Consider the following 16,362-nt stretch of genomic DNA (forward strand, 5'->3'; position numbering starts at 1 on the left):
ATCAGTTCTTGTCCTTTGCCTGGTCAGCCGCCGCCAGACGGCGCATGCGCCGCGCCTTCTGGAAATCCGCATAGATGTGCTCGAAAAGCCCCGTGATGCCCGCGCAGCCCACCCGCATCACGTGCATGAGGCCGCGCAGCGGCGCGTCGGCCTGGCGCCCCTCGGCCCAGTTGGTCCAGGCATCGGCGCGCGCGAACGTGCTCTGCACGAAGTCGAGCTCCTGCTCGCGCGAGAGCGGCGCGAACTGCAGGCCGGCGCGCCCCGGCGCCGTGAAGGTGACCGTCGCCGGAAACACGAACTCCTCCTGCCCGCGAAACAGCGACACGCGGACCTTCTCGTGCATCGGGATCTCGATCGAGGCGGGCAGCCGCAGGCCGACGCCGCCCTCGGCGTAGTCGATGGTCTCGCAGACGAGCGTGCGCCCGGTCGAAAAGCGCAGCGAGGCCGGCACCGTCATCGCGACGCGGTGCGCGCCGCGCACCTGGCGCTGCTCGCGCGCCGCGGCGACGCTCGCGCCGAGGATCAGCATGTTGTAGCCGGTCCACGCGAGATTGAGCACCGTGGTCTGGACCTCGCTCTGCGACTGCACGTTGAGCCAGATATGGACGAGACCGACCACGAAACCGATCAGGTTCAGCACCAGCAGAAGCAAGTACGGCCGCGAGATCGCCCAGTCGAAGTACTGCTCCTCGATCTTGCCGCCCTTGGCCGTCACGTTGAACTTGCCGAGCCTCGGGTTGATGAGCGCGAGCAGCGTCGGCGCAGTGATGTACGACGCGAGCACCGATTCGTAGACCTCCGCCCAGAACGAGTGGCGGAACTGCCGCTGCATCCGCGAGTTGGTGATGCTCGCATGCATCATGTGCGGCAGCGCGTAGATCGCGATCATGCTCGCCGCCGCCTGGATCACGTGCGCGCCGAAGAACAGGAACGACAGCGGCGCGGTGAGGAAGATGAGCCGCGGGATGCCGTAGAAGAAGTGCATCATCGCGTTCAGGTAGCAAAGCCGCTGCCCGAACGACAGCCCACGCCCCGTGAGCGGATTGTCGATGCGGAAGATCTGTGTCATGCCGCGCGCCCAGCGGATGCGCTGGCCAATGTGGCCGCCGAGGCTCTCGGTCGCGAGGCCCGCCGCCTGCGGAATCGCCAGGTAGGCGGTGGTATAGCCGAGGCGGTGCAGCTTGAGCGCGGTGTGGGCGTCCTCGGTCACCGTCTCGACAGCGATGCCGCCGACCTCCTCCACCATCGAGCGCCTGAGCAGCGCGCACGAGCCGCAGAAGAACGTCGCGTTCCACAGGTCGTTGCCGTCCTGCACGAGGCCGTAGAACAGCTCGCCTTCGTTGGGCACCTTGCGGAAGGTGCCGAGGTTCTTCTCGAACGGATCGGCCGAGAAGAAATGGTGCGGCGTCTGCAGCATCGACAGCTTCTTGTCGCGCAGGAACCAGCCGAGCCCGATCTGCAGGAACGAGCGGGTCGGGATGTGATCGCAGTCGAAGATCGCGAAGTACTCGCCCGTGGTGATCTTCAGCGCCTCGTTGATGTTGCCCGCCTTCGCGTGCCGGTTGTGCGAGCGGATCGTCCAGGCGACCCCGACCTCCTCGCAGAACGACTTGAACTCGGGCCGCCGGCCGTCGTCGAGCACGTGGATGGAGAGCTTGTCCTTCGGGTAGTCGAGCGCGATCGCCGCGTAGATCGTCGGCTTCACGACCGACAGCGGCTCGTTGTAGGTCGGGATGAAGACGTCGACCGTCGGCCAGGCGCTGCGGTCGGCCGGCAGCGTGACCGGTGAGCGCTTGAGCGGCCAGGCGGTCTGGAAGTAGCCGAGCATCAGCACGATCGTCGAATAGACCTCGGCGGACACCAGGAGCACGCCCCAGATCGCGTCGACGGGACGGTCCCAGAACGTCGTCTCGGTGAGCCGCCAGTACATGTAGCGGCCCGAGGCGATCGCCGACAGCATGATCATCACGAGCGTCGCGAAGCGCCCTTCCGCGCGGCGGAACAGCAGCGCGGCGACGAAGCAGCAGGTCGCGAACATCAGCTGCTGCGTGAGCGACATCGGCACCGTGAACACGAGGTAGAGCACGGCGAGCGCGAACACCAGGAGGAGCGCCGCGACGGGCTTGCTCCCCCACGCGGGGGCGTTCACGAGCCGGCGGCTGAAGCGCGCGAAGCGCGAGCTGCCGGCGGCTTCCGTGGCCGCCGCGGCTTCAGCGGCCACACCAGCCGCCCCGGCTTCGTCCGACACGGTGCTCATGCCGCGCTCCTCGGCAGCGAGCGCCGCCCGGTCAGTTTCCCGAGCAGCCATTCGCCGCACTTGCGGAAGTCGGCGGTGGCCAGGCTGAGCGGATCGTAGTGGATGACGGTCGTGTCGTAGGCGAGCGCTTCGCCGACGCCCTGGTCCTCATGCACGACGCCCGGATAGAGATGCGCGCCGAGCACGCCGCGCAGCACCTTGACGACATCCTTGGCGAGCTGGCGCGACTGGTCGGCCTGGTTGATCACGTAGCCGAAGCCTAGAAAATCCGGACGCGGCGCCGCGTAGGCATCGATCAGCCGCTCCATCAGCGGGATCGCCGCATACGACGCCGCGTCGGGCAGCACCACGTTCAGCGCGAACTGCGCGTTCATGAGCGCCGCGCGCGTGTAGACCGAGGCGCCCGGCGGCGTGTCGATCAGAACGATGTCGGACGGCTCGAGCGAGAGCGCGTCGAGCGCCTCGGCGAAGAGCTCGGGCTCCGCGTCGAGACGCTGCTCGAAGACGCGCCGGTCGTCCTCGTTCAGCACGCCGTACGGCAGCACCGTGACGCCGTCTGGCGCATCGAACATCGTGCCGTGCCAGGGCCCGTGGGCGAGCGTCGCGCGCGAGATGCCGTCGATGCTGTCGAGCGGCATCCCGAAGTGGAGCCGCAGTGCGTTCTGCGGATCCAGATCGAGCGCGATCACGCGCCGCCCCGGCCCGGCCAGCACCGAGGCGAGATTGGCGGCCAGCGTCGTCTTGCCGACGCCGCCCTTGGCGGAAACCACGGCGACGACGTTCATGACGGTTTTCGGGGGAGGTCGAACCGCGCTCGCCCGAGGACGTTGCCGGACGCCGGCTCGGGCTCGCTCTTGCGCGAACCTTCGAGGCGGCGGAACAGGGTCGAAAGACCGGCCTTGGTTGCGGGCTCGGGCGCGGCAGATTGGAACAGCTGGCCGAGGATTGAATTCGCGGCAGGAGCGGCAGAAGCGGCCGGACGGGCCGCGGCGGCGCGGCCGAATACTGCGGCCAGCCCGCCGGACGGCGGCGTAGCCGCAACGCCGGACGGCGCCGGGCTGGCCGAACCGGCGGCTTTCGCGCCGAACGTGCCAGCCAGCCCCGAACCGCTCGCCGTCAACGGAGCGGCGGGAGCCGGCCGCGGCGCGGTTTGTTGGGCCTCGGCAGCGCGCTCCTCGCCCGCCGCCTCCTCCTCTTCCTCCGGCGTCGGCGCAAAACGCGGCGCGCCGACCAGACGCGGCGGGGCCGCAACCGTCTGCACCGGATGGGTCGCATGCCGATGCGCGCGCCCGAAGAGCGGCAGCCGCGACGCCGGGCGCACGGTGTTGGCCGCGGGTGGCGGCGCCTTGATCTGGACCGGCGTGGCGGCGCTGCGAAGGGTCACGGTCGGCACGCTCTGGTGCTGCTCGACGTCGAGCGTCGCCAACAGCGGCCAGCGGGCGCGCGCGATCTGCGAGTCGTCGTCGCGGGCAACCTCTTGATAGGCGTCCGCGTTGCCGCCGAACTTCTTGAAGAGATTGCCGATATCGTCGGAGACACTCATTGCCATTCCCTTTTAGGCCGCCTGGTCCGGCATGGCTTAGCTTCGATGATCGGCCCCTTCGTTCACCAGGCGAAACTCCAGGGCCAGCGGGTTCTCCACGCGCAGCTGGGTCAGCGTCAGCTCGCTGCCTGCGCCGAGCTCGCGCAGCCAGTATTGATAGGCGCCTTCGAGAAAGCCCGGCGTCCAGGCGTGGGCGTTCGGCCCGAACGCGGCAAGCGGCGCGCAGAAATGCTGGATCGCGAGATGGTCGTCGGTCTCGACGAGGTCCACGAAGCCCCAGTCGAGCCGGCTCCAGATCGCGTTCAGCGCCGCGGCGAGTGTGTCTAGGCTGTCGCATGCCTCGATGGCATGGGCGGCGGCGAAACGCTCGCCGACGCGCGCCATGAGCTGCCGCAGTTGCGCGGCGTCGAGCTGGGCGTCGAATTCCTCTGCCAGCGCAGTCAGAAAATCGCGCCATTGCGTTGATGGCTGCTGCTCAGCGAAATAGCTGACTATCGCGGACGTATGTGCTTGCATGACGACGAAAAAGGGTGCCCGGGTCGGCGTTGATCGGCTGCGATCTGCTTGACGGTGCGCGACGGCGGGCATGACTTGCGCCCGCGCTGGCCTCGGCATCCGCACTGCCCCGCGATTTTATTGCGGAATTGTCTCAAAAACTTAATTCCGTGTATTCACACCGTAAACAAATGTCAAACAAATAGAGCGCAAACGTTTGTCGACGGCCCGAAAACAACAGACGAACAGACGCCGGCGCGCGCCTATACCGCGATGACGCAGTTGCGGCCGTGGCTCTTGGCCCGGTAGAGGCGCTGGTCGGCGGCGCGCAGCAGCGAATCGATCGTGCTGCCGTCCTGCCCGAATTGCGAAATGCCGATGCTCACGGTGATCGAGAATTGATCGCCGCCCGCGGCGTCGAAGCGCGTGCTCTGAATCGCCATACGAATGCGCTCGCCGATCATCAGCGCGGCATCGAGCGCCGCCTGCGGCAGGAGGACCATGAACTCCTCGCCGCCCACGCGCGCCACGCCGTCGTAGGGACGGATCGCCTCGAGACAGGTCTGCACGAAGCCCTTGAGGACCGAGTCGCCGACCTGATGGCCGAAGGTGTCGTTGACGCGCTTGAAGTTGTCGAGATCGAGCGCGAGCAGCGAGAACGGCGCCTCCCCGCGCCTGGCCCGCCCGATCTCGGTCTCGATCCGCTCAAGGAAGATGCGGCGATTGACGGCGCCCGTGAGCGGATCGATGGCGGCGAGATGCTCGAGCTTCTGGTTCGTGTGCTGCAGCTCCTGCAACGCGGCCTCGGTGCGCGCCATCGCCTCGCCGAGGCGCGCCATCAGCTCGTCCTGGCTGTAGATCGTCGAGAACGAGCGCGTCGTATGGAATGCCTGCACGACGCCGAAGCTCAGCAGGAAGAAGCCGCTCGCGAAGATCGCATGCGCGAGCCACCACATGTGATTCCACGGCTTGCCGAGAATGAACGCGAGCGACGAGAGCGCGAACGACATCACCGAGATGCCGAAGATGAGCATCAGCGGCGAGCGGATGCGACGCCACAGCATCAGGCCGACGTTCACGAGCGAAACGGCGAGCGCCCCGCCCTCCATCGACAGGCGCGTGCCGAGCGAGCCCGCCACCGGCGAGTACGCGAGCACCGCCACGAACAGGTCGATCACGAAGAAGCCGATGAGCCAGCTGATCCAGAACCAGAGATCGGCGCGCCGCGCGACCGGATCGGGCGGCGCCTTGTAGGAGAGCAGCCCGACGAGCAGCAGCAGCGCCATCACGAGGCGCGAGGCCGGTCCATAGAGCAGGAACAGCCAGATGTTCCGATGCGAGAAGCCGGTAAAGACGCCATGCAGCGTATAGATCACGACGAACCCGGCGAAACCGAGCGTGAGCCAGCGCAGGATCGGCTCGCCCGACAGGCGGTAGCACTGCCACGTCACGTAGGTCACGAAGAGCCCTTCGAGCGTCGCCGCCGCGATCGCGATCTCGTGAAAGAGATGGTTCTCGAACTTGAGTGAGGGGTCCTGGAAGAAGTAGAGGTAGGCGACCAGGTAGGCCGGGATCAACGCAAAGCCGACCAGCAGCAGCCGCCCGTAGATCTGCGTCACATACCGGATCCCGGCGGGCGGTTCCACGATTGGCGCCGCGCTGGCTGCGATATTCGAGCTCATGTCCGCTCCCCTCGGATGATGGTTTTCCGGCACGGTCTGGCGGCGCGGCTCGCGGCGCGATGCGCCCCCGCGACCGGACTCGAACTCTACTCCAAGCTTATGGAGATAAGATAAGACAATTCCGCGCGATTGGGATAGGGCCAGCAAAGAAAACGCGACGCAATGGCAGCAAGGTGCGCTGCAACTGCGTCGCCAAGGGATGCTCGGTGATTCGGTCTACTTGGCCGCGGCAGCCCGCTCCGCTTGCTCGGCAGCGCGCTTCGTGGTTTTCGATACGGCCGAGCTGACGGCCTCGACATTGTTTTCCGCGACTTCGATCGCCTGCTGCGCCGCCTTGCGCGTCGACTCGTACCACGCGCCGGCCGCGTTGATCGCCGACTTCAGCGCCGTGATCGCGGGCTCTGCCGCAGCCGGCGCGTTGCGGCCGGCCGCGTCGACGAGATGATGCAGGCGGTGCTGGTGCTCGGTGTACTGCTCGTTGGCGAGCGTCGCGAATTCGGCCTGCGCGGCAGTCGCGATCGAGAACAGGCGCGAGTAATAGGCCTGGGTGCGCGCGACGGCGTGCTCCGCCGGATTCCCATGCGGCACGCTCCATTCGCGTGGATGCTTGCCCGATACGGCATGCAGCACCGCCTCCTGCGCGTCGCCGGCGGCCGACTTGAGCGTCTCGAAGTTCAGCTCGACGACCTTCTGCCAGTTCTCGACAGCCTTGCCGGCAAGCGCAAACGAAGTTTCGAGGCTGGTGCGCTGCATTGCGGCGGTTTGTTCCGGATTCCAAAAGCTCATTGATTCGCTCCCAAAGGCGCCCTTGTGACGGGCATGGTTCAAGACAATGCTGAGTCTCCTCGTCCCCTCTATGATCCTCTTCACTCTCTGATGTCGGCTTGCTCCATCAAGCGTTCGACGACCACGTGGATCGCCTGATTCAGCCGCTCGTCGGTCAACTCCGCCCGAATGCTGTCCTCCAGCATTTCCCTGCCCAATACCCGGTACGAGCCTGGCTCGATCGTCTGCAAGACCTCCGAGATCTGCGCATAGCGCGTACGCACGTCGGCGTCCGTCACCGCGGCGGGCCGCACCTCGTCGCGCAGGTAGCGCTTGATCGCCGTGTCGACCTGCACGGACGACTGCGCCTCGCCAGCGGCCGCCTCGCCATAGCGGCGCTGAGCCGCCTGCCACAGCAGCTCGCAGGCGATCAGGCGGTATTTGAGCGTGCGGCGCAAGCCGGGCGTATCGGGCTCCCCCGATTTCGCCACGGCGGCAGCGAGCTCGGCTTGCGTGACCGGCGTGCCGTTGACCATCGCGATGGCCTCGGACAGCACCGGCCGCGACGGCGATTCGCTGACGCGCGTCAGCGGAATCGCATCCGTCGCCGTGCACGACGACGCGCCTGCGAGCAAGGCGGCGGCGACCATCGAAACACGGGCTACGTATTGCATGGCTGCGCCTTGCATCGATGCCATTTCCAGGGTGTCAAGCAATGGACGCCAATCTAGCAGTCGGAAAAAATTACGGGACCTAGCGATCTTGCTAGCTAGGACAATCGGTGGCACACCCAATATGGCGGCGTCGACGAGTTGCGCTACACTCCCGCGCCAATGTGAAACGGCCTCGCGGCAACACGATTGACCGCGGCCGTCTCCATGACGCCGGCCGCTTGGCGGCCAGCGTCGTTACTGCACCGGCTCGCGACCCGAGCCGGTGTGACGGGAAGGCGAAGTTATCGCTTCGGCTTCTTCAACCCAACGGAGTCAACGCTTTGTCACACCACCTCGATCAAGGGCTGGCCGGCCTGTTCGGCACCGGAGAAGGCCCCGCCCACGAGCGCACGACGCTCTTCACCGACGCCAAGTCGGGTCTCGCCGCCATCATCTCCGTCTACAGCACTGCGCTCGGCCCCGCCTTCGGCGGCTGCCGCTACTGGACCTACGCGAACGGCAACGACGCGCTCGTCGATGCGCTGCGCCTGTCGCAAGGCATGGCCTACAAGAACGCGCTCGCCGACCTGCCCTTCGGCGGCGGCAAAGCCGTGATCCTGCGCACGCCCGAGCAGACCGACCGCACGAGCCTGTTCAAGGCGTTCGGGCGCGCGGTCGAATCGCTCGGCGGCCTCTACATCACGGCGGAAGACGTCGGCACCACCGTCGACGACATGCGCGCCGCGCAGACCGAAACCCGCTATATCAGCGGCATGCCGCGCGACGGCGAGTTCGGCGGCAACCCTTCGCCGAAGACCGCATACGGCGTGTTCGTCGGCATCGAGGCGGCCGCGCAGTATGTGATGGACAAGAAGAGCCTCGCGGACATGACGGTCGCCGTGCAAGGGCTCGGCTCGGTCGGCTGGGATCTGTGCCGGCGGCTCGCGGATGCGGGAGCGAAGCTGATCGTCGCCGACATCGACGAGGCGAGGGTCGCCGAGGTGCGCGTACGGTTCGGCGCGCAAACGGTGAAGCCGGACGAGATCGCGGGCGTCGAGGCCGACGTGTTCGCGCCGTGCGCGCTCGGCGCGGTCATCACGCCCGAGGTCGCGGAGCATTGCCGCTTCCGCATCGTGGCCGGCGGCGCGAACAACCAGCTCGCCTCGTTGGCGGAAGGCGACACGCTGCACCGCCGCGGCATCTTCTATGCGCCTGACTTCCTCATCAACGCAGGCGGCATCGTGAGCTGCGCCCGCGAGTTTTTGGGCGGCACCGATGAAGCCTCCGTCATGACGGAAGTCGCGAAGATCCGCGAGCGGCTGTTTGCGCTCGCGCAACGGGTCGAGAAGTCCGGCGAGGCGCCGGCGCGCGCCGCGGTGAGCTGGGCGCGCGAGAAGATCGAGAACGCCGCGGCCCGCTGAGATCGCGCGCGATCGAATCGCTTTACGCCGAAGCCGCTTCCCCGTGAAGCGGCTTTTTTATTTCGAGCCTCTTACGCGCGATTACCCGCGCGTGACGCGCCACATCCCCTTCCGTACGGCGATTGAAAGCCTCCGTCCAGCCTGTAATGGATGGAAATCTGCGCACGATGCTTCGATGCACTAACCACGCCCGGTCGCGTCTACACTCGCGCCGTGTGCGTGATGCGGCGCGTTCCGTCCATCGCGCGGCGCACCGTCTTCCCCGCATTTCGCACTACCTGCCTGCACGAAACGAAAGCATGTCGCCGTATTCCGCCGGATCGAATCGCAGCACGCCGCCTCGGCGCATCATGAGGACGAGCGCCGCAAGGACGCGCCTATGACGCCCGATGCGCGCCGCCTCCCCGCGTGGAAGCTCGTCGTCTTCGCCAACGCGTTCGCCGAGCGCGGCGCGGCGAACGAAGCGCTCGATCTCTATCGCCGGGCAGTCGAGGTCGGCGCCGACGACGCGAATCTTTACAACACCGTCGGCCGCGCGTTCGAACAGCTGACGAGCCTCGACGATGCGATTCGCTGCCATCGGCGCGCGATTGCCATCGAGCCGTCGTTTCACGGAGCCTATAACGATCTCGGCAACGCGCTGCATGCGAACGGCCACCTTGCCGAAGCGCTGGCCGCGTACGAAGCCGCAATCCGGCTCGCGCCGCGCAACGGCTCGTATTACCGCAACTATGTCCAGGCCACCCGCATCAAGGCCGGCGATCCGCTATTCGCCGTGATGGACGAGCTCATCCGCGATACCGATCGAACTCCGCTCGAAGACCGCATCCATTTGCATTTCGCCCTGGGTCTCGCGCTCAGCGAAGCGGGCGAGCCCGCGCGTGGCTTCGCGCACCTCGTCGAAGCCAATATCGACGCTCGTCGAGCAGATACTGGCAAGCCATCCGCAAGTCGTGGGCGGCGGCGAGCGCCCTGACTTTTCGCGCGCGCTCAAGGCCTCGATCGAAACGATCGCAGCATCGGCCGAGGGCCGTTCGGCGCAAAGCGAGCTCGATGTCTTGAAGCCGGAGCGGCTGCGCGCCATCGCCTCCGCCTACCTCGCACGGCTTGACCATGCGGCCGCAGGCAGGCGATCGTACCGGCGCATCACCGACAAGATGCTCTTCAACTTCGAGCTCGCCGGCATGATCCAACCGGCGCTGCCGAACGCGCGCTTCATCCATACCCGGCGCGCGCCCGTCGAGACCTGCCTGTCGTGCTATGCGCGTCTCTTCAAGGACGTGCCGTTCAGCTACGACCTCGGCGAGCTGAGCAAAGCGGCCGCTCGGCGCCGCGACATCAAGCGCACCACTCGCGCCACATCTGCCGGAACGCGCCTTCGATGCCGCGCGCAAAGCGCGCGCCGTCCATCAGCGGCGAGTGCTCCATCCGCGAGCGCAGGCCCGCGCGCAATGCCGCGAGGCGCGGCAGATCGTTCGCGAGCTGCACGGCGATGCGGACATAGTCGTCGTCCGTTTGCGCGGCCAGCTCGGTCAGCCCGAGGTTGGCGAGCTGGCTCAAGCCGCCCCGCCCCACCGCCGTGCCCCCCACGCGCGTCACGACCGGCACGCCCATCCAGAAGGCGTCGAGGCTCGTCGTGTGGCCGTTGTAGGGGAAGGTGTCGAGCGCGAGATCGATCTCGTGATACGTCTCGAGGTACCCCGCGCGCGGCCGGAACGCGACAAAGCTCAGCCGTTCCGGCGCAACGCCGTACGCGGCGAGCCGCGCGGTGAGCCGCTCGCGCGCGGTCCCCGGCGCCGCCATCAACACGAGCCGCGCTTCGCCGGCAACGGCCAGCACCCGCGCCCAGATCCGCAGCGTGTGCTCAGTCAGCTTGCACGCGTTGTTCAGGCAGCCGAACGTGAAGCGGCCCGTTTCCAGCACCGGCAGCGCGTTGACGGCAGGCGTTTGCGTCAGCGGGTCGTAGCACCAGAACGAATCCGGCAGACGGACGGAGCGCTCGCTGTATTGGTCATCGACGTGCGGCTCGTTTAGCGGATCGAGCCACGGGTCCGTGAGGCGGTAACCGATCGCACCGCTGCCGGTCGTGCCCGGATACGCGAGCCACGCCACTTGCACCGGCGCGGGCCGCCGTGCGAACAGCAAGGGGCGGCCGTTCGCCATGTGCATCGTCAGGTCCACGAGGACGTCGATCCGGTCGTCGCGGATGCGTTGCGCGAGTGCGTCGTCGTCGAGATCGCGCACGTCGCGCCAGACATCCGCATAGGCCGCGAGACGCCGCGTGAAGTCATCGGGCCGCGCGACGCTCGAATAGCAGAAGATCTCGTAGTTCGCGTGATCGTGATGCTTGAGAAGCGGCGTCGTGAAAAGCGTCTGGCAGTGGTCGCGGAAGTCCGCCGACACATAGCCGATCCGCAAGCGCCGCGACGGCATGCGATCGTTCGCGTAGTGCGGCTGCGCGCTTCGAAACGGCGACTCGTGCCGTTCGGCGAAGTGCAGGCACTCGTCGCGGATCGCGCGGCCGTTCTCGCACTGGAACGTCAGCGCGTACGCGAGGTTGCTGTGTGCGACGAGATTGGCGGGATCGTGCAACAACGCACGTCGATAGCAGTCGATCGCATCGTCGAGCGAGCCCGTGTCCTTCAGCACGTTGCCCAGGTTGCTCCAGCTGACCGAGTGCGCCGGATCGGCCGCCAGCGCGCGGCGATAGCAGGCTTCGGCCTCGTCCATGCGGCCCAGCGTGCGAAAGAGATTGCCCGCGTTGTTGTAGGCGGCCACGAAGCCGGGGCGCAGGCGGATCGCCGCGTCGAACGCCTCGGCCGCCGCGGCGTATTCGCCGAGCTCCTTGAGGGCATTGCCGAGATTGTTGTGCGCGTCGGCGTGATCGGGCCGTATGGAAAGCGCGGCGCTGTATTGCGCGGCGGCGTCGCCGTGGCGGCCGAGCGCCTGCAGCACGTTGCCGAGGTTGTAGGCCGCCTCGGGTGCATTCGCATCGATGACGAGCGCGCGCTCGAGCATCGCTGCCGCTTCGGCGAACTGGCGCCGCTCGCCGAGCGCCACGCCAAGGTTCACGAGATGCGCAGCCGCGCCCGGCTCCGCGCGGACCGCCTCGCGCAGCAATGCGATGGCGTCGTCCAGGCGGCCCTGCGCCTGGACCAGCGTCCCGAGGTTGGTCAGCGCGCTCGCGTAGTCCGGCCGCACGTCGAGCACGCGGCGATAGGCGTCTTCGGCGAGCGCGAGCTGGCCTAGCTGCCTGAGACAGTTGCCGAGATTGTTGAGGGCGTCGAGATGCTGCGGCTCACGCGCGAGCACCGATGCATAAGCCTCGGCCGCCGCCGCGAGATCGCCCCCGGCGTGCAGCGCGCACGCGAGCGCGAACCACGCATCGACCGATTCCGGCTCGTGCGAGAGCGCAAGGCGATAGGCACCGGCTGCCTCGTCGAATCGCCGCAGCGCGGCGAGGACCTGGCCTTTGCCGAAGTGGTAGCGCGCCGTCCCGGGCTGTTGCGTGCTCGCGCGGTCGAGCCATGCCAGCGCCTCGCCGCCGCGCCCGGCTTGCCATTCGAGAATGCCGAGGCGGAACATCGCTTCGTGATGATTGGGCTGCGCGGCCACGACGCCGCGGTAGAGCGCGCCGGCGGCCGCGAGGTCGCCGGCCAGATGCCGTTCCTTGGCCTGTGCGAAACGGTCGTTAAGCGGCGCGTCGATCGGCATGGAGATAGCGCTTCCCTTCGAATGAATCCTGACCCGATTCTAGACAGGCGTCCCGGGATTCAAAACGCGGATCTGCGGGCACATTTGGCTTCGATCGTGGCGCAACGCGTCTTGCCCGCATCAATTCGGTAAGGAAATCCAGCCGATTCGAAGGTTTGCCCGAGTCCTATCGGAGGTAATCCTGTGTAATATTCGGCCTTTTATTCGCCCCATTCCGGATGACAAGGCTGCTGCTGCGCGGAACAACTAGAAGCTTGGCGGCGTCGCCCGGGCCAGTCTCGTCCCAGAGCCGGGTGCGCCGCGCGGCGGCGCTCGCCTTCTTCTTCGCCGCCGCATTCGCGTCGCGCGACGCTGCGGCAGAGAGCGTCTGCACGATCGCAGGCGACGCGCACCGGCCCTCGGTCGGCCTCGTGCTGTCGGGCGGCGGCGCGCGCGGCTACGCGCACCTCGGCGTGCTCAAGGTCCTCGAGGAGAACCGCATTCCGGTCGACTGCATCGCCGGCACCAGCATGGGCGCCGTGGTCGGCGGCCTCTACGCGAGCGGCATGAGCGCGGCCGAGATGGAAAAGCGGCTCGAAAACGTCAACCTCGCCGACATCGCGTTCGATGTCAGCGAGCGCGCGGAGCTGCCGCAGTCGGAGCGCGAGGACGAACGGCTCTATGTCGGCAGCCTCGGCTTCGGACCCAACGGCGTGAAGCTGCCGGCCGGTCTCGTGCAAGGCAACCGCTTCCGGGCGCTGCTGCAGGACTGGACCTCGAGCGTGCCGGGCAACCAGCCGTTCGACAAGCTGCCGATCCCCTATCGCGCGATCGCCACCAACCTGCGCACCGGCGAGAAGGTCGTGCTAGACCACGGCTCGCTGCCGCAGGCGATCCGCGCCAGCATGGCGCTGCCGGGGCTGTTCGCGCCGACGGACGTGGACGGCGTCACGCTCGTCGACGGCGGCCTCGTCAGCAACCTGCCGATCGAGACCGCGCGCGAGATGGGCGCGAACGTGGTGATCGCGGTCGATATCGGCTCGCCGCTGCGCCCGCTCGACGCGCTCTCCTCTCCCGCCGACGTGATGCAGCAGACGCTCGGCATCCTGATCCACCAGAACGTGGCGCGCCAGCGCGCGCAGCTCGCGGCGAGCGACGTGCTGATCGAGCCGCAGCTCGGCCCCCTCAGCTTCACCGACTTCGCGAACGCGCGCGCGGCCATCGCGGCGGGCGAAGCGGCCGCACGCGCGGCCCTGCCCAAGCTGCAGGCGCTCGCGCTACCGCCCGAGGCGTACGCCGAATACCGCTCCGCGCACGCGGCATTGCCACGGGTGCCGATCCGCGTGACGAGCGTCGTCGTCGAAACGAACGGCGAGGTGCCGCCCGCGCGCATCCTCGACCATCTGCACGTGAAAGCCGGCGACGTCTACGACCCGGCCAAAGTCAACCAGGATCTGCGGGAGCTCACGACCTCCGGCGACTTCGAAAGCGTCACGCAGCAATTGATCACCGAAGGCGAGGGCCACCGCCTCGTCATCGATGCGCGCGAGAAATCGTGGGGGCCGAACTTCCTGCTGTTCGGCCTCGGCATGTCGAGCAGCTCCAAGGACCAGGGCGGCTTCCGCGTCAATCTCGGCTATCGCAGGCCGTGGCTCACGCCGTCGGGGCTGGAGTGGCGCGTCGACAGCATCCTCGGCAGCGAGCTCCTCAGTTTCCACACGGAGCTGCGCCAGCCGCTGTCGACGTCGTTCGGCTACTACGTCGCGCCCTACGCGGAAGTCCAGCGCCACTTCGCGAACATCTACGACAACGACACGGGTTTCCGTCTCAACCAGTACCACGTGCAGACCGAGCGCGCCGGGTTCGATTTCGGCGTGCCGCTCGCCCGTCTCGGCGACTTCCGCATCGGGCTCGCCTATGCGCACGGCTACGCCGGGCCCGTCTACAACGCGTTCGACGATGCCGGAATCAACTCGGAGGCGTACCCGAAGTTCTACGGCAGGCAGGTCACGGCGCGCGCCCGGCTCGTCATCGATCAGCTCGACGACCCGCTCTTTCCGCGCAGGGGCTATTTCGCCGAGGCGCGCGGCGAGCGCACCGTGTTCGGCGGCAGCGACAAGTTCACGGAACTCTACGGCAAGAGCATCGTGGCGGAGAGCTTCGGCCGGCAGAGCGTCAGCGCGAGCCTGGAGGCCGGCGCCGACATCGGCGGGGTGAACGTGGTCAACCCGTTCGGCTTCACGCTCGGCGGCTTCCAGCACTTGTCCGCGTACGCCGCCGACCAGCTTTCGGGCAACTCGCTGCTCTACGGGCAGGTTACCTACCTGGACCAGCTGATGTCGTTCAACATCGCGCCGTTGCGCGCGCTCTTTGCGGGCGTGAGCCTCGAAGCCGGCAACGTCTGGGACCAGGGCGACCGTTTCGGCAGCGGCAAGTTGCGGCGCAGCGTCACGTTCTTCACGAGCGCGACGAGCTCGTTCGGGCCGCTCTACGTCGGCATCGCGTTCGCTCCTGGCGGACGCCGCAACATCTACTTCCAGCTCGGGCATACGTATTGACGGCGCCCGGCGCTGGTTCGCGCCTCAAGCCACCTTGCTCACCGGCCAGCTGAGCTCGAAACGCGCGCCCGTCAGCGTCAGCGGATCGGTCGCGACGATGCGCCCCTGGTGCGCCTGCAGCACCTGCCGCGTGATCGCAAGCCCGAGCCCATAGCCGCCCGTGGTGCGGTCGAGCCGCACGAACGCATCGAAGATCTGCTCGCGCGCGGCCGGCGCGACACCCGCGCCGTCGTCCTCGACCGCGATCTCGACGTTGCCGCGCACGATCGCAACGGTGACGAGAATTTGCGAATTCGCGTATTTGCCCGCGTTGCGCAGCAAATTGCGGATGGCGTAGGACATCAGGCGCGTGTCCATCGCGACGCGCGCGCTCCGGTCGACATCGGCCTCGATCTTCAGCGTCTTGCCGCCGCACAGCAGGCTCGCCTCGCGCATCTGCTGGCCGAACCACGCCGCGAGCGGCGCCGGTTCGAGTTGCGATTGCAGCGACAGGTATTCGAGCCGCGCGTAGGTGAGGCTCATCGCGATCAGCTCATCGAGCTCGGCGATGTCCTGCTCGATGCTCGCGATCGCCGTCTCATACTCGTGCGCCGACGACGGCTCGCGCAGGATCTCGAGCGCGAAGCGCGCGCGGGCAAGCGGCGTGCGCAGTTCGTGCGAGATGCCGTTGGTCAGGTCCCGCTGCGCGGCGATCAGCCGTTCCATGCGCTCGGCGAGCCGGTTGAGCATGCGCGCGAGCGGGCCGATCAGCACGCTGTGCGACTCGCGGGCGCGCGTGTTGAAGCGCCCGCCGGTGAAGTCCGTCGCCCGCTCGCGGATGATCACGAGATCGTGCCAGATCGGGCGGACCCAGCGGTAGGCGGCCAGCGCCGGCAAGCCGAAGACCGCGAACGCCGCCAGTGCGGCCGCCGGCATCGAATCGACGACATGCCGCAGCGAACCCGGCGGCAACGTCAAGGAGAGGGCCGCAAGCATCGCCGCCACGATCAGCAGCACCATGCCGAGCAGGTGGAGATAGACCCGCAAGTACAGTCTCGACCAGCTCGGGACGCGGTCGGCGCGCGTGTCCGTCCAGGAACGTCGAAAGCGCAGCCAGCGCCATTTGCAATAGCGATACGGGGAGAGTCGGGAGGGCGTGGCGCGAATCATGGTGTGAAGGCGCTATCTCAAATGGGTGGCAAAGCGTCGCATTTTGCCCGATTCGACTAGGCAGCCGCACCGGGCGAGCGGGATAATGCCGCCCTTTGGCGGCATTCGCCGCCGCAATCGCATGTGCGAAGGCCTTTCTCGAAATG

Annotated in this window: 12 protein-coding genes and 1 pseudogene; 4 read left to right on the top strand and 9 right to left on the bottom strand. The window is 67.4% G+C overall.

What is annotated here, in order from left to right:
* Position 1 precedes the first annotated feature (1 nt).
* The 7 genes from bcsA to FAZ69_RS28090 all read right to left on the bottom strand — a co-directional run bounded on the left by bcsA (position 2) and on the right by FAZ69_RS28090 (position 7,416).
* Positions 2-2,257, bottom strand: coding sequence for a UDP-forming cellulose synthase catalytic subunit (gene bcsA / locus FAZ69_RS28060; protein WP_136898349.1), 2,256 nt, complete (start codon positions 2,255-2,257; stop codon positions 2-4).
* Positions 2,254-3,042: a cellulose biosynthesis protein BcsQ gene (bcsQ, locus tag FAZ69_RS28065; RefSeq protein WP_136898350.1), complete on the bottom strand. Its 789-nt coding sequence runs from the start codon at positions 3,040-3,042 to the stop codon at positions 2,254-2,256. The genes bcsA and bcsQ overlap by 4 nt, the downstream gene beginning before the upstream one ends.
* A complete protein-coding gene (gene bcsP / locus FAZ69_RS28070) occupies positions 3,039-3,800 on the bottom strand; it encodes a cellulose biosynthesis protein BcsP (RefSeq protein WP_136898351.1) in 762 nt (253 codons plus the stop codon). Before bcsP ends, bcsQ begins: the two co-directional genes overlap by 4 nt.
* Positions 3,801-3,836: 36 nt before the next feature.
* Positions 3,837-4,388 carry a cellulose biosynthesis protein BcsD gene (gene bcsD, locus FAZ69_RS28075; RefSeq protein ID WP_240702494.1) on the bottom strand — a complete coding sequence of 184 codons (552 nt, stop codon included), beginning with the start codon at positions 4,386-4,388 and terminating at the stop codon, positions 3,837-3,839.
* Positions 4,389-4,558: 170 nt separating this feature from the next.
* Entirely contained in the window at positions 4,559-5,977 is a 1,419-nt protein-coding gene (locus FAZ69_RS28080) for a GGDEF domain-containing protein (protein WP_136898352.1), read from the bottom strand.
* A 216-nt stretch (positions 5,978-6,193) separates the two neighbouring features.
* A complete protein-coding gene (gene phaP / locus FAZ69_RS28085) occupies positions 6,194-6,763 on the bottom strand; it encodes a phasin family protein (protein WP_136898353.1) in 570 nt (189 codons plus the stop codon).
* Between the two features lie 80 nt (positions 6,764-6,843).
* The gene (locus tag FAZ69_RS28090; RefSeq protein ID WP_240702495.1) at positions 6,844-7,416 is read right to left on the bottom strand and encodes a hypothetical protein; all 573 of its coding nucleotides are present in this window, start codon (positions 7,414-7,416) and stop codon (positions 6,844-6,846) included.
* A gap of 320 nt (positions 7,417-7,736) precedes the next feature.
* Here FAZ69_RS28090 and FAZ69_RS28095 point away from each other — a divergent pair, with 320 nt between their 5' ends.
* The 3 genes and pseudogenes from FAZ69_RS28095 to FAZ69_RS34500 all read left to right on the top strand — a co-directional run.
* Positions 7,737-8,816, top strand: a complete 1,080-nt coding sequence (locus FAZ69_RS28095) for a Leu/Phe/Val dehydrogenase (protein ID WP_136898354.1) — start codon at positions 7,737-7,739, stop codon at positions 8,814-8,816.
* 379 nt (positions 8,817-9,195) lie between these two features.
* Positions 9,196-9,792: a tetratricopeptide repeat protein gene (locus FAZ69_RS28100; RefSeq protein WP_136898355.1), complete on the top strand. Its 597-nt coding sequence runs from the start codon at positions 9,196-9,198 to the stop codon at positions 9,790-9,792.
* A pseudogene (locus tag FAZ69_RS34500) lies at positions 9,770-10,102 on the top strand (sulfotransferase family protein); the annotation flags it as partial. The gene FAZ69_RS28100 and the pseudogene FAZ69_RS34500, both read left to right, overlap by 23 nt.
* A gap of 52 nt (positions 10,103-10,154) precedes the next feature.
* On the opposite strand, the gene FAZ69_RS28110 reads toward FAZ69_RS34500, so the two are convergent.
* Positions 10,155-12,530, bottom strand: coding sequence for a tetratricopeptide repeat protein (locus FAZ69_RS28110; protein WP_136898356.1), 2,376 nt, complete (start codon positions 12,528-12,530; stop codon positions 10,155-10,157).
* Positions 12,531-12,748: 218 nt separating this feature from the next.
* On the opposite strand from FAZ69_RS28110, the gene FAZ69_RS28115 reads away from it, so the two are divergent.
* Positions 12,749-15,067: a patatin-like phospholipase family protein gene (locus FAZ69_RS28115; protein WP_136898357.1), complete on the top strand. Its 2,319-nt coding sequence runs from the start codon at positions 12,749-12,751 to the stop codon at positions 15,065-15,067.
* A 24-nt stretch (positions 15,068-15,091) separates the two neighbouring features.
* Here the strand turns inward: FAZ69_RS28115 and FAZ69_RS28120 are convergent, their stop codons facing one another.
* Positions 15,092-16,216: an ATP-binding protein gene (locus FAZ69_RS28120; protein WP_136898358.1), complete on the bottom strand. Its 1,125-nt coding sequence runs from the start codon at positions 16,214-16,216 to the stop codon at positions 15,092-15,094.
* Positions 16,217-16,362: the final 146 nt, after the last annotated feature.

The sequence above is a fragment of the Trinickia terrae genome (assembly GCF_005144415.1).
GTDB classification, from domain to species: domain Bacteria; phylum Pseudomonadota; class Gammaproteobacteria; order Burkholderiales; family Burkholderiaceae; genus Trinickia_A; species Trinickia_A terrae.